Origin of the sequence: Enterobacter cloacae complex sp. ECL411 (assembly GCF_021869665.1) — a bacterium.
GTDB classification, from domain to species: Bacteria; Pseudomonadota; Gammaproteobacteria; order Enterobacterales; family Enterobacteriaceae; genus Enterobacter; species Enterobacter intestinihominis.
Window position 1 is genome coordinate 854,335 of the sequence record NZ_CP091486.1, and the last position, 13,824, is coordinate 868,158.

General features: G+C 53.8%; 11 protein-coding genes. All 11 read left to right on the forward strand.

Going from position 1 to position 13,824, the window contains the following annotated elements:
* Positions 1–112 precede the first annotated feature (112 nt).
* The 11 genes from ispU (at position 113) to dnaE (ending at position 13,815) form a co-directional block, all read left to right on the forward strand.
* Positions 113–871 (forward strand): (2E,6E)-farnesyl-diphosphate-specific ditrans,polycis-undecaprenyl-diphosphate synthase, encoded by a 759-nt coding sequence (ispU, locus tag L3069_RS04040; protein WP_003856176.1) that lies wholly within the window; start codon positions 113–115, stop codon positions 869–871.
* 12 nt (positions 872–883) lie between these two features.
* Positions 884–1,741 carry a phosphatidate cytidylyltransferase gene (gene cdsA / locus L3069_RS04045; RefSeq protein WP_023299368.1) on the forward strand — a complete coding sequence of 286 codons (858 nt, stop codon included), beginning with the start codon at positions 884–886 and terminating at the stop codon, positions 1,739–1,741.
* Positions 1,742–1,752: 11 nt separating this feature from the next.
* Positions 1,753–3,105: a sigma E protease regulator RseP gene (rseP, locus tag L3069_RS04050; protein WP_022647108.1), complete on the forward strand. Its 1,353-nt coding sequence runs from the start codon at positions 1,753–1,755 to the stop codon at positions 3,103–3,105.
* A 31-nt stretch (positions 3,106–3,136) separates the two neighbouring features.
* Positions 3,137–5,554 (forward strand): outer membrane protein assembly factor BamA, encoded by a 2,418-nt coding sequence (bamA, locus tag L3069_RS04055; RefSeq protein WP_022647109.1) that lies wholly within the window; start codon positions 3,137–3,139, stop codon positions 5,552–5,554.
* A gap of 123 nt (positions 5,555–5,677) precedes the next feature.
* Complete coding sequence (gene skp / locus L3069_RS04060) at positions 5,678–6,172, forward strand: molecular chaperone Skp (protein ID WP_006810039.1); 495 nt, start codon at positions 5,678–5,680, stop codon at positions 6,170–6,172.
* Between the two features lie 3 nt (positions 6,173–6,175).
* A complete protein-coding gene (lpxD, locus tag L3069_RS04065) occupies positions 6,176–7,201 on the forward strand; it encodes a UDP-3-O-(3-hydroxymyristoyl)glucosamine N-acyltransferase (RefSeq protein ID WP_038415377.1) in 1,026 nt (341 codons plus the stop codon).
* 104 nt (positions 7,202–7,305) lie between these two features.
* The gene (gene fabZ, locus L3069_RS04070; RefSeq protein WP_003856165.1) at positions 7,306–7,761 is read left to right on the forward strand and encodes a 3-hydroxyacyl-ACP dehydratase FabZ; all 456 of its coding nucleotides are present in this window, start codon (positions 7,306–7,308) and stop codon (positions 7,759–7,761) included.
* 3 nt (positions 7,762–7,764) lie between these two features.
* Positions 7,765–8,553: an acyl-ACP--UDP-N-acetylglucosamine O-acyltransferase gene (lpxA, locus tag L3069_RS04075; protein ID WP_003856164.1), complete on the forward strand. Its 789-nt coding sequence runs from the start codon at positions 7,765–7,767 to the stop codon at positions 8,551–8,553.
* On the forward strand, positions 8,553–9,701 hold the full coding sequence (lpxB, locus tag L3069_RS04080; protein WP_038415379.1) for a lipid-A-disaccharide synthase: 1,149 nt from the start codon (positions 8,553–8,555) through the stop codon (positions 9,699–9,701). The genes lpxA and lpxB overlap by 1 nt, the downstream gene beginning before the upstream one ends.
* The gene (gene rnhB / locus L3069_RS04085) at positions 9,698–10,294 is read left to right on the forward strand and encodes a ribonuclease HII (RefSeq protein ID WP_022647112.1); all 597 of its coding nucleotides are present in this window, start codon (positions 9,698–9,700) and stop codon (positions 10,292–10,294) included. The genes lpxB and rnhB overlap by 4 nt, the downstream gene beginning before the upstream one ends.
* 38 nt (positions 10,295–10,332) lie before the next feature.
* Positions 10,333–13,815 carry a DNA polymerase III subunit alpha gene (dnaE, locus tag L3069_RS04090; protein ID WP_022647113.1) on the forward strand — a complete coding sequence of 1,161 codons (3,483 nt, stop codon included), beginning with the start codon at positions 10,333–10,335 and terminating at the stop codon, positions 13,813–13,815.
* Positions 13,816–13,824 lie beyond the last annotated feature (9 nt).

The following is a 13,824-nucleotide window of genomic DNA, read 5'->3' on the forward strand; positions in this document are numbered from 1 at the left end:
AGGTATTTGGCTTTAAGTGGTCAGGTAAGCCGTGGTATGACACGGCTTTTTTATGTATAGGCTTCAGTATTCCTGTGTACCGTTAAATCCTTTCAGGGACTAAAAACGCGTTATGTTGTCTGCGAATCAACCAATAAGCGAAAACTTGCCAGCACATGGCTGTCGCCATGTTGCAATCATCATGGATGGCAATGGCCGCTGGGCGAAAAGACAAGGGAAGATACGAGCCTTTGGGCATAAAGCCGGGGCGAAATCTGTTCGCCGCGCCGTTTCTTTTGCCGCCAATAACGGCATTGATGCGTTAACGCTCTATGCTTTTAGCAGTGAAAACTGGAATCGACCTGCGCAAGAAGTGACTGCGTTGATGGAACTGTTCGTGTGGGCGCTCGATAGTGAAGTAAAAAGCCTGCACCGCCACAACGTCCGCTTGCGTATTATTGGCGAAACCAGTCGTTTTAACTCACGTTTGCAGGAACGGATTCGCAAAGCTGAAGCGCTGACGGAAAATAATACCGGCCTGACGCTCAATATCGCGGCGAATTACGGCGGACGCTGGGATATTATCCAGGGGGTTCGGCATTTGGCTGAGCAGGTTCAGGAAGGGCTGTTAAGACCCGACCAGATTGATGAAGAGGCGCTGAGTCAGCAAATCTGCATGAATGAACTGGCTCCCGTGGATTTGGTTATAAGGACAGGGGGGGAGCATCGCATAAGTAACTTTTTGCTGTGGCAAATTGCCTACGCTGAACTTTACTTTACGGATGTTCTTTGGCCAGATTTTGATGAACAAGACTTTGAAGGTGCGCTGCATGCCTTTGCCAATCGAGAGCGTCGTTTCGGCGGCACCGAGCCTGGTGGCGATAACGCCTGATGGGGGTAGCTTTTGCTGAAGTATCGCCTGATTTCCGCTTTTGTATTAATACCCGTCGTTATCGCAGCGCTGTTTTTACTGCCTCCGGTGGGATTCGCTATTGTTACGTTGGTGGTGTGTATGCTCGCCGCGTGGGAATGGGGGCAGCTTAGCGGCTTTACCTCGCGCACTCAGCGGGTATGGCTGGCGGTACTCTGTGGTTTTTTACTGGCCCTGATGCTGTATACCTTGCCTGAATATCATCACGATGTTCACCAGCCGCTGGTTGCCGGATCCTTATGGATATCGCTGGCCTGGTGGATTGCTGCGCTTGTTTTAGTGCTTTTCTACCCGGGCTCTGCGGCGATCTGGCGTAACTCTAAAGTGTTGCGCCTTATTTTTGGTCTGCTCACGATTGTTCCGTTCTTCTGGGGTATGGTTGCGCTGCGCGCCTGGCACTATGACGAAAACCACTACAGCGGCGCAATATGGCTGCTTTATGTGATGATTCTCGTCTGGGGGGCTGACTCCGGAGCCTATATGTTTGGTAAACTGTTTGGCAAACATAAACTGGCGCCAAAGGTTTCTCCGGGCAAAACCTGGCAAGGTTTCATCGGCGGCCTGTTTACGGCAGCGATTATCTCCTGGGGCTATGGCGTCTGGGCGAATCTTGAGGTTGCCCCCTCCACGCTGCTGATATGTTCGATTTTCGCGGCGCTGGCATCGGTACTGGGTGATTTAACCGAGAGCATGTTTAAGCGTGAAGCAGGGATTAAGGACAGTGGTCACCTGATTCCAGGACATGGCGGAATACTGGATCGCATTGACAGCCTTACCGCGGCTGTTCCCGTATTTGCTTGCCTGCTTTTACTGGTGTTTGGGACGATATAACGGAAGGTTTTATGCTGAGCATTCTCTGGAATCTGGCGGCGTTCATTGTTGCATTGGGTGTACTGATTACCGTGCATGAATTTGGCCATTTCTGGGTTGCCCGGCGCTGTGGTGTGCGGGTAGAGCGATTCTCGATTGGCTTTGGCAAATCGCTCTGGAAGCGCACCGATAAGCATGGCACCGAGTTTGTCATTGCTCTGATCCCCCTGGGCGGCTATGTCAAAATGCTCGACGAACGCGTTGAGCCTGTCGCCCCGGAACTTCGACATAGCGCGTTCAACAATAAAACTGTTGGCCAACGTGCTGCCATCATCGCTGCCGGACCGGTAGCCAATTTCATCTTCGCTATCTTCGCCTACTGGCTGGTGTTTATTATCGGCGTGCCTGGCGTACGCCCGGTTGTGGGTGAAATCACCACGGGTTCCATTGCAGCAACGGCGCAAATTACACCGGGAATGGAACTTAAAGCGATTGATGGTATCGAAACCCCTGATTGGGATGCCGTGAGGTTACAACTGGTTGCGAAAATCGGTGATGAGCAGACAACCGTCAGCGTATCGCCTTTTGGTTCCGACCAGCGGCAGGAAAAAGTGCTGGATTTACGCCACTGGCGCTTTGAGCCAGACAAAGAGGATCCAGTCGCTACACTGGGGATTCGCCCGCGCAGCGCGCAGATCGAGCCGGTGTTAGCCGAAGTGCAGTCTAATTCGGCAGCGAGTAAAGCAGGTTTACAAGCGGGTGACAGGATCGTTAAAGTCGATGGTCAGCCATTAACACAATGGATGACCTTTGTTACTCTGGTGCGCGATAATCCAGGCAAGCCGCTCGCGCTGGAAGTGGAAAGGCAGGGGAGTTCGCTCTCACTGACCCTCACCCCGGATACCAAATCGGGCGGCGGTAAGGCGGAAGGGTTTGCCGGCGTTGTGCCGAAAGTGATCCCACTGCCAGATGAGTACAAGACAATACGCCAGTATGGGCCGTTTAGCGCCATCGTTGAGGCCACGGATAAAACATGGCAGCTGATGAAGCTTACGGTCAACATGTTGGGGAAATTGATAACCGGTGATGTGAAACTGAACAACCTCAGTGGGCCAATTTCGATTGCTCAGGGGGCTGGGATGTCAGCGGAGTTCGGGGTGATTTACTATCTCATGTTCCTTGCGCTGATTAGCGTGAACCTGGGGATAATCAACCTGTTCCCGCTTCCCGTATTAGATGGGGGCCATCTGCTGTTTTTAGCGATTGAAAAGCTAAAAGGCGGACCGGTATCCGAGCGAGTTCAAGACTTTAGTTATCGCATTGGCTCGATTTTGCTGGTGCTGTTAATGGGGCTTGCACTTTTCAATGATTTCTCTCGGTTGTAAGAGAGTTAGTTAGGAAGAACGCATAATAACGATGGCGATGAAAAAGTTGCTCATAGCGTCGCTGCTGTTTAGCAGCGCGACCGTATACGGTGCTGACGGGTTCGTAGTGAAAGATATTCATTTCGAAGGCCTTCAGCGTGTCGCCGTTGGTGCGGCCCTCCTCAGTATGCCTGTGCGCCCCGGCGATACGGTTAATGATGAAGATATCAGTAACACCATCCGTGCTCTGTTTGCCACTGGCAACTTTGAGGACGTCCGCGTCCTGCGCGATGGTGATACGCTGGTGGTTCAGGTAAAAGAACGTCCAACGATTGCCAGCATCACTTTCTCCGGCAACAAGTCGGTGAAAGATGACATGCTTAAGCAGAACCTTGAGGCATCGGGTGTTCGTGTGGGGGAATCTCTGGACCGCACAACCCTTGCAGACATTGAAAAAGGTCTGGAAGATTTCTATTACAGCGTCGGTAAATACAGCGCGAGCGTTAAAGCGGTTGTTACACCGCTGCCACGTAACCGTGTTGACCTGAAACTGGTCTTCCAGGAAGGTGTTTCTGCGAAGATCCAGCAGATCAACATTGTGGGTAACCACGCGTTCAGCACCGACGAATTGATCTCCAACTTCCAACTGCGTGACGAAGTGCCGTGGTGGAACGTGGTAGGCGATCGTAAATACCAGAAACAGAAACTGGCGGGTGACCTTGAAACCCTGCGCAGCTACTATCTGGATCGCGGTTACGCCCGTTTCAACATCGATTCAACTCAGGTGAGTCTGACTCCGGACAAGAAAGGTATCTACATTACCGTTAACATCACAGAAGGCGATAAATACACGCTTTCAGGTGTTGAAGTCAGCGGCAACCTGGCAGGACATTCTGCTGAAATTGAATCTCTGACCAAAATTCAGCCGGGCGATCTGTATAGCGGATCTAAAGTCACCAAAATGGAAGACAGCATTAAGAAGCTGCTCGGCCGTTATGGTTATGCGTATCCGCGTGTGCAAACGCAGCCGGAAATTAACGACGCGGATAAGACTGTTAAGCTTCACGTTAACGTTGATGCGGGCAACCGTTTCTACGTGCGTAAAATCCGCTTCGAAGGTAACGATACCTCTAAAGACTCCGTTCTGCGCCGTGAAATGCGCCAGATGGAAGGGGCATGGCTGGGAAGCGATCTGGTCGACCAGGGTAAAGAGCGTCTGAACCGTCTGGGCTACTTCGAAACGGTCGATACCGATACTCAGCGTGTACCAGGTCGTCCGGATCAGGTGGATGTTGTTTATAAAGTTAAAGAACGTAATACCGGTAGTTTCAACTTCGGTATTGGTTACGGTACTGAAAGTGGCGTGAGCTTCCAGGTCGGCGTTCAGCAGGATAACTGGCTGGGTACGGGTTACTCTGTCGGTATCAACGGGACGAAAAACGACTACCAGACCTACTCTGAGTTCTCCGTTACCAACCCATACTTCACCGTGGACGGTGTAAGCCTGGGTGGTCGTATCTTCTATAACGACTTTAAAGCGGACGACGCGGACCTCTCCTCGTATACCAACAAGAGTTACGGTCTGGATGGTACGCTCGGCTTCCCGGTTAACGAATACAACACCCTGCGTGCAGGTTTAGGGTACGTGCATAACGACCTGTCTAACATGCAACCGCAGGTGGCGATGTGGCGTTACCTGGACTCCATCGGTCAGTCTGCAAGTACGTCCAGCGATGACAACGGTTTCGCCGCGGATGACTTCACCTTCAACTACGGTTGGACCTACAACCGTCTTGACCGTGGCTACTTCCCGACGGAAGGTTCACGCGTTAACCTGAACGGTAAGGTGACGATCCCGGGCTCGGATAACGAGTTCTACAAGGTCACTCTGGATACGGCGTCCTACTTCCCAATTGATGACGACCACAAGTGGGTCGTACTGGGTCGTACCCGCTGGGGCTATGGTGACGGTATCGGAAGCAAAGAGCTGCCGTTCTATGAGAACTTCTACGCCGGTGGTTCAAGCACCGTTCGTGGCTTCCAGTCCAATAACATTGGTCCGAAAGCGGTTTACTACGGCGGTAATGACGAAGATAACTGCGCAAGCCGCGATTCAAAACAAGTCTGTAGCTCTGATGATGCGGTAGGCGGTAACGCCATGGCCGTGGCGAGCCTCGAGTTCATCACGCCGACGCCGTTTATCAGTGATAAGTACGCGAACTCTGTCCGTACCTCCTTCTTTATGGATGCAGGTACGGTGTGGGATACCAACTGGGAGAATACCGCCCAGATGCGTGCAGCGGGCGTTCCGGACTACAGCGATCCGGGCAACATTCGCATGTCCGCAGGTATCGCATTACAATGGATGTCACCGCTGGGGCCGTTGGTCTTCTCCTACGCCCAGCCGTTCAAGAAATACGATGGAGACAAAGCGGAGCAGTTCCAGTTTAACATTGGTAAAACCTGGTAATAATCCGCTGCAATGGAATGCGTTGGCAGTGTAGCGCTGACAACCGGCGATCGGTAAAACGGTCGCCTTGCCACGCAAAGAACGGCACCCCTCGGGTGCCAATGGGATGGTAAGGAGTTAATTGTGAAAAAGTGGTTATTAGCTGCAGGTCTCGGTTTAGCGATGGCAACTTCTGCTCAGGCAGCGGACAAAATTGCAATCGTCAACATGGGTAATTTGTTCCAGCAGGTTGCACAGAAAACGGGCGTTTCTGCAACGCTGGAAAACGAATTCAAAGGCCGTGCGAGCGAACTGCAACGTATGGAAGGTGATCTTCAGTCCAAGATGCAGCGTTTACAGCGTGATGGTTCTACCATGAAAGCGAGCGAGCGCAGCAAACTGGAAAAAGACGTCATGTCTCAGCGCCAGACCTTCTCTCAGAAAGCGCAGGCTTTCGAGCAGGATCGTCAGCGTCGTTCTAACGAAGAGCGTGGCAAGCTGGTGACGCGTATTCAGTCTGCCGTTAAAGCAGTAGCAGCCGATCAGAGCATCGATCTGGTTGTTGATGCGAACGCCGTTGCATTCAACAGCAGCGATGTTAAAGACATCACCGCTGATGTTCTGAAACAGGTTAAATAAGTAATGCCTTCAATTCGACTGGCTGATTTAGCTCAGCAGTTGGATGCAGAATTACACGGTGATGGCGATATCGTCATCACCGCTGTTGCGTCCATGCAATCTGCTAAAGCAGGCACTATTACCTTCATGGTAAGCCCTAAGTACCGTGAACACCTGGCTCAGTGCCAGGCGTCTGCCGTTGTTCTGACGCAGGACGATCTTCCGTTTGCCACTAACGCTGCACTGGTAGTGAAAAATCCCTACCTGACCTATGCACGCATGGCCCAAATTCTTGATACCACGCCGCAGCCGGCGCAGAACATTGCAGCCAGCGCTGCGATTGATTCAACGGCTCAGCTGGGTAACAACGTGGCAGTCGGCGCAAACGCCGTTATCGAATCCGGCGTTGTGCTGGGTGATAACGTGGTGATTGGGCCAGGCTGCTTTGTTGGAAAAAATACGAAAATTGGCGCAGGGACTCGTCTGTGGGCCAATGTTTCTGTCTACCATGAGGTTGAGATTGGCGAGAATTGCCTCGTACAGTCCAGCACGGTGATTGGTTCTGACGGATTCGGTTACGCCAACGATCGGGGTAACTGGGTTAAGATCCCGCAGCTGGGTCGCGTGATTATCGGCGATCGCGTTGAGATCGGCGCTTGCACAACCATTGACCGTGGTGCACTTGACGACACCATTATTGGTAACGGTGTTATCATAGACAACCAGTGCCAGATTGCACATAACGTTGTGATTGGCGACAATACCGCAGTTGCGGGTGGTGTTATCATGGCAGGCAGCCTGAAAATAGGCCGTTACTGCATGATAGGCGGTGCCAGCGTGATCAATGGCCATATGGAAATATGCGACAAAGTCACGGTGACGGGGATGGGTATGGTGATGCGTCCCATCACTGAGCCCGGCGTTTATTCCTCCGGTATCCCGCTGCAACCGAACAAGGTATGGCGTAAAACAGCTGCACTGGTGATGAATATTGATGATATGAGCAAGCGACTCAAAGCGATTGAGCGCAAAATCGATCAACAAGACTAAGCGTTCATCCGTTTAACGCTAAATTTCCCGGCCTGTCGGCTTTGTTTATAAACCGGCAGGCCGTGTTATTATTGCTACTTAGTACATTTGACAGGAAGAGTATTTTGACTACTGACACTCATACTCTGCATATTGAAGAGATTTTAGAACTTCTGCCGCACCGCTACCCGTTTTTACTGGTAGACCGTGTGCTGGATTTTGAAGAAGGTCGTTTTCTGCGCGCAGTGAAAAATGTCTCCGTTAACGAGCCATTCTTCCAGGGGCACTTCCCTGGTAAACCTATCTTCCCGGGTGTGTTGATCCTGGAAGCGATGGCACAGGCTACCGGTATTCTGGCGTTTAAAAGCGTAGGTAAACTGGAGCCGGGTGAACTCTATTACTTCGCGGGTATCGATGAAGCGCGCTTCAAGCGTCCGGTCGTGCCTGGTGATCAAATGATCATGGAAGTCACTTTTGAAAAAACGCGTCGCGGCCTGACTCGCTTCAAAGGCGTAGCTATGGTTGACGGCAAAGTTGTTTGCGAAGCGACAATGATGTGTGCGCGTAGCCGGGAGGCCTGATACGTGATTGATAAATCCGCCTTTATTCATCCTACCGCCATTGTGGAAACGGGTGCCATCATTGGCGCAAACGTCCACATTGGCCCGTTTTGTATTGTTGGACCCCATGTCGAAATTGGTGAGGGTACAGTACTGAAATCTCACGTTGTCGTGAATGGTCATACCACCATTGGCTGCAACAATGAGATCTATCAGTTCGCCTCCATCGGCGAAGTTAACCAGGATCTTAAGTATGCTGGCGAACCGACCCGCGTGGAAATCGGCGATCGTAACCGCATTCGCGAAAGCGTCACCATTCATCGTGGTACAACGCAAGGCGGTGGATTGACGAAGGTGGGCAGCGACAACCTGTTTATGGTTAATGCGCATATTGCGCACGACTGTACCGTGGGTAGCCGCTGTATTCTCGCCAACAACGCAACGCTGGCGGGGCACGTATCGGTCGATGATTTCGCAATTATTGGCGGCATGACCGCAGTCCATCAGTTCTGCATCATCGGTGCACACGTGATGGTCGGCGGGTGCTCCGGTGTGGCGCAGGACGTCCCACCGTTTGTGATTGCGCAGGGCAACCATGCCACGCCGTTTGGCGTGAACATTGAAGGCCTTAAGCGTCGTGGCTTTAGCCGCGAAGCGATTACCGCGATCCGCAACGCGTACAAATTGCTGTACCGTAGCGGTAAAACGCTGGAAGAGGCGAAGCCGGAAATTGCCGAGCTGGCGAATAAGCATCCTGAAGTGAAAACGTTCATGGAATTCTTTGAACGTTCAACCCGTGGTCTGATTCGTTAATGGTCGACAGTCGTCCGCTTACTATCGCCCTGGTCGCCGGAGAAACCTCCGGCGATATTCTTGGTGCAGGTCTTATCCGCGCGCTTAAAGCCCGTGTACCCAATGCCCGCTTTGTGGGCGTGGCTGGGCCGCTGATGCAGGCCGAAGGCTGTGAAGCCTGGTATGAAATGGAAGAGCTGGCTGTGATGGGCATCGTCGAGGTGCTGGGCCGCCTGCGTCGCCTGCTGCATATTCGCGCCGATCTTACCCGCCGCTTTACCGACCTCAAGCCCGATGTCTTTGTCGGCATTGATGCACCTGATTTCAATATTACCCTTGAAGGGAACCTGAAAAAGCAGGGGATCAAAACTATCCATTACGTCAGCCCGTCCGTGTGGGCGTGGCGACAGAAACGCGTTTTCAAAATCGGACGGTCCACCAATCTGGTGCTGGCTTTTCTGCCTTTCGAAAAAGCGTTTTACGACAGGTTTAATGTCCCGTGCCGTTTTATCGGTCATACCATGGCGGATGCCATGCCGCTGGACCCTGATAAAAATGCGGCGCGTGACGAACTGGGCATCCCGCATGATGTGCACTGTCTGGCGCTGCTGCCAGGGAGCCGGGGTGCGGAAGTTGAAATGCTCAGTGCCGATTTTCTGAAAACGGCGCAAATTCTCCGCAAGACGTACCCAGACCTTGAAGTGGTCGTGCCGCTGGTGAATGCCAAACGCCGCGAGCAGTTTGAGCGTATCAAAGCCGAGGTTGCCCCGGATCTTCACGTCCGCCTGCTGGACGGGAAAGGACGGCAAGCCATGTTTGCGAGCGATGCCGCACTGCTGGCTTCCGGCACGGCTGCGCTGGAGTGTATGCTGGCAAAATGCCCAATGGTGGTCGGTTATCGCATGAAACCGTTTACCTTCTGGCTGGCAAAACGTCTGGTAAAAACAGACTACGTATCCCTGCCAAACCTGCTTGCAGGTCGCGAGCTGGTGAAAGAACTCTTGCAGGATGAATGCCAGCCGCAGGCACTGGCTGATGCATTACTGCCGCTGCTGGCCAACGGTAAAACCAGCCACCAGATGCATGATACTTTCCGTGAACTGCATCAAATGATCTGCTGTAATGCTGATGAGCAGGCGGCCGATGCGGTGCTGGAGTTAGCACAATGATGGAATTTATTTATCCCCATACCCACCTCGTTGCCGGTGTGGATGAAGTCGGTCGTGGTCCGTTAGTGGGTGCCGTTGTGACCGCGGCGGTGATCCTCGATCCAGCCCGCCCGATCCCTGGCCTGAACGACTCGAAAAAACTGAGCGAAAAGCGCCGCCTGGCGCTGTTCGATGAAATTAAAGAGAAGGCGCTGGCCTGGAGTCTCGGGCGCGCAGAGCCGGATGAGATCGACGATCTGAACATTCTGCACGCCACCATGCTGGCGATGCAGCGTGCCGTTGCTGGCCTGAAGATTGTGCCTGAGTATGTGCTGATCGACGGTAACCGTTGCCCGGCGCTGCCGATGCCTTCCATGGCTGTTGTTAAAGGCGATAGCCGCGTCGCAGAAATCAGTGCGGCGTCAATCATTGCCAAAGTGACGCGCGATGCCGAAATGGCCGCGCTGGACCTCACTTATCCCGCGTATGGTTTCGCCCAGCACAAGGGATATCCAACGGCTTTCCATCTGGAAAAGCTGGCTGAACATGGCGCAACTGAACATCATCGGCGCAGCTTTGGCCCGGTGAAACGCGCGCTGGGACTGGTGTCCTGAATCAAGACGCAAGCAATTAAGTAACGCGGGATCTGAAGATGGCTGAACCACGTTTCGTACACCTGCGGGTGCATAGCGACTACTCCATGATCGATGGGCTGGCAAAGACCGGGCCGCTGGTAAAGAAGGCGGCCTCGCTTGGCATGCCTGCGCTGGCGATCACCGATTTTACCAACCTGTGTGGCCTGGTGAAGTTCTACGGAACGGCGCATGGCGCAGGATTAAAGCCCATCGTCGGCGCGGATTTCCACGTGCAGAGCGACCTGCTCGGCGATGAGATGACGCAAATTTCCGTGTTAGCCATGAATAACACGGGCTATCAGAACCTCACTCTGCTGATCTCAAAAGCCTACCAGCGCGGCTACGGCGCGCTGGGTCCATGGATTGACCGCGACTGGCTGGCGGAGCTGAACGAAGGTCTGCTGCTGATCTCCGGTGGTCGTATGGGGGATGTCGGCAAATGTCTGCTGCGCGGGAACAACGCGCTGGTGGATCAGTGCGTCTCGTTCTACGAAGAGCATTTCCCGGATCGCTATTACCTGGAGCTAATCCGTACCGGGCGTGCGGATGAAGAGAGCTATCTGCATGCGGCCGTCGCCCTGGCGGAAGCGCGTGGCCTGCCTGTGGTAGCCACCAACGATGTGCGCTTCCTTGAGCCGGGCGATTTTGACGCACATGAAATTCGCGTCGCTATCCACGACGGCTTCACCCTCGACGATCCGAAACGTCCACGCAACTACTCATCGCAGCAGTACATGCGCAGCGAAGAGGAAATGTGTGAGCTCTTCTCCGACATCCCGGAAGCGCTGGAAAACAGCGTAGAGATTGCCAAGCGCTGCAACGTCACCGTGCGTCTCGGCGAATATTTCCTGCCGCAGTTCCCGACGGGCGACATGACCACGGAAGATTTCCTGGTCATGAAATCGAAAGAGGGCCTTGAAGAGCGTCTGGAATTCCTCTTCCCGGATGAAGCGGTCCGTAAAGAGAAGCGTCCTGAATATGACGAGCGTCTGGATATTGAACTCCAGGTGATCAACCAGATGGGGTTCCCTGGCTACTTCCTGATCGTAATGGAGTTCATCCAGTGGTCGAAGGATAACGGCGTACCGGTTGGCCCGGGCCGTGGTTCAGGTGCCGGCTCGCTGGTGGCGTATGCGCTGAAAATCACCGACCTCGATCCGCTGGAATTCGACCTGCTGTTCGAACGTTTCCTCAACCCGGAACGTGTCTCCATGCCCGACTTTGACGTCGACTTCTGCATGGAAAAACGCGACCAGGTGATTGAGCACGTGGCCGATATGTACGGTCGTGATGCGGTTTCACAGATCATTACCTTCGGTACGATGGCGGCGAAAGCGGTTATCCGCGATGTGGGCCGCGTTCTGGGCCACCCCTACGGTTTTGTCGATCGAATCTCTAAGCTGGTGCCGCCCGATCCGGGCATGACCCTGGCGAAAGCCTTTGAAGCTGAACCTCAGCTGCCGGAAATCTACGAAGCCGACGAAGAGGTGAAAGCGCTGATCGACATGGCGCGCAAGCTGGAGGGCGTCACGCGTAACGCCGGTAAGCATGCGGGGGGCGTGGTTATTGCCCCGACCAAAATCACCGACTTCGCGCCGCTGTACTGCGATGAAGCGGGCCAGCATCCGGTCACCCAGTTCGACAAGAACGACGTTGAATACGCCGGGCTTGTGAAGTTCGACTTCCTTGGTTTGCGTACGCTGACCATCATCAACTGGGCGCTGGAGATGATCAACGCCCGCCGTGAGAAGAACGGCGAGCCGCCGCTGGATATCGCGGCTATCCCGCTTGATGACAAGAAAAGTTTCGACATGCTGCAACGCTCCGAGACGACAGCCGTCTTCCAGCTTGAATCCCGCGGCATGAAAGATTTGATTAAGCGTCTGCAACCAGACTGCTTCGAAGATATGATCGCGCTGGTGGCCCTGTTCCGTCCGGGCCCGTTGCAGTCGGGGATGGTAGATAACTTTATCGACCGTAAGCACGGGCGCGAAGAGATTTCCTATCCGGATGTGCAGTGGCAGCATGAAAGCCTGAAGCCGGTACTGGAGCCAACCTACGGCATCATCCTGTATCAGGAACAGGTCATGCAGATCGCCCAGGTGCTTTCTGGTTACACCCTTGGCGGCGCAGATATGTTGCGTCGTGCGATGGGTAAGAAAAAGCCGGAAGAGATGGCCAAGCAGCGTTCTATCTTTGAAGATGGGGCGAAGAAAAACGGCGTCGATGGCGAACTGGCGATGAAAATCTTCGACCTGGTGGAGAAATTCGCCGGGTACGGATTTAACAAATCCCACTCCGCCGCTTATGCTTTGGTGTCGTATCAAACGCTGTGGCTCAAGGCCCACTATCCCGCTGAGTTTATGGCGGCGGTAATGACCGCCGATATGGACAACACCGAAAAGGTGGTTGGCCTGGTGGACGAGTGCTGGCGCATGGGGCTGAAGATCCTGCCGCCGGATATTAACTCGGGCCTGTACCATTTCCACGTCAACGATGACGGGGAAATCGTCTATGGGATCGGCGCGATCAAGGGCGTGGGTGAGGGGCCGATCGAGGCGATCATCGAAGCGCGTAACAACGGCGGCTATTTCCGCGAGCTGTTCGACCTGTGCGCCCGCACCGATACCAAAAAACTGAACCGGCGCGTGCTGGAAAAACTGATCATGTCCGGTGCGTTTGACCGGCTGGGGCCACACCGCGCCGCGCTGATGAACTCGCTCGGCGATGCGCTGAAAGCGGCCGATCAGCATGCTAAAGCGGAAGCCATTGGTCAGGCGGATATGTTCGGTGTGCTGGCGGAAGAGCCAGAGCAGATCGAGCAGTCCTATTCCAACTGCCAGCCCTGGCCAGAACAGGTGGTGCTGGATGGGGAGCGTGAGACGTTAGGCCTGTACCTGACGGGACACCCGATCAACCAGTATCTGAAAGAAATTGAGCGCTATGTCGGCGGCCACAGGCTTAAAGACATGCATCCGACAGAACGTGGTAAAATCACCACGGCTGCGGGGCTCGTGATTGCTGCAAGGGTAATGGTCACCAAGCGCGGCAATCGTATCGGCATCTGTACCCTGGATGACCGTTCCGGGCGTCTGGAGGTGATGTTGTTCACCGACGCGCTGGATAAATACCAGCAATTGCTGGAAAAAGACCGCATACTTATCGTCAGCGGACAGGTCAGCTTTGATGACTTCAGCGGGGGGCTTAAAATGACCGCCCGCGAAGTGATGGACATTGACGAAGCCCGGGAAAAATATGCTCGCGGGCTTGCTATCTCGCTGACGGACAGGCAAATTGATGACCAGCTTTTAAACCGACTCCGTCAGTCTCTGGAACCCCACCGCTCGGGGACCATTCCAGTACATCTCTACTATCAGAGGGCGGATGCACGTGCGCGGTTGCGCTTTGGTGCAACGTGGCGTGTCTCTCCGAGCGATCGTTTACTGAACGATCTCCGTGGCCTCATTGGTTCGGAGCAGGTGGAACTGGAGTTTGACTAATACAGGAAT

What these genes read in the sequence shown, in the direction of transcription:
- ispU (WP_003856176.1), top strand. Translation starts at nt 113, where the DNA reads ATGTTGTCTGCGAATCAACCAATAAGCGAAAACTTGCCAGCACATGGC.
- rseP (WP_022647108.1), top strand. Translation starts at nt 1,753, where the DNA reads ATGCTGAGCATTCTCTGGAATCTGGCGGCGTTCATTGTTGCATTGGGT.
- bamA (WP_022647109.1), top strand. Translation starts at nt 3,137, where the DNA reads ATGGCGATGAAAAAGTTGCTCATAGCGTCGCTGCTGTTTAGCAGCGCG.
- lpxD (WP_038415377.1), top strand. Translation starts at nt 6,176, where the DNA reads ATGCCTTCAATTCGACTGGCTGATTTAGCTCAGCAGTTGGATGCAGAA.
- lpxB (WP_038415379.1), top strand. Translation starts at nt 8,553, where the DNA reads ATGGTCGACAGTCGTCCGCTTACTATCGCCCTGGTCGCCGGAGAAACC.
- rnhB (WP_022647112.1), top strand. Translation starts at nt 9,698, where the DNA reads ATGATGGAATTTATTTATCCCCATACCCACCTCGTTGCCGGTGTGGAT.
- dnaE (WP_022647113.1), top strand. Translation starts at nt 10,333, where the DNA reads ATGGCTGAACCACGTTTCGTACACCTGCGGGTGCATAGCGACTACTCC.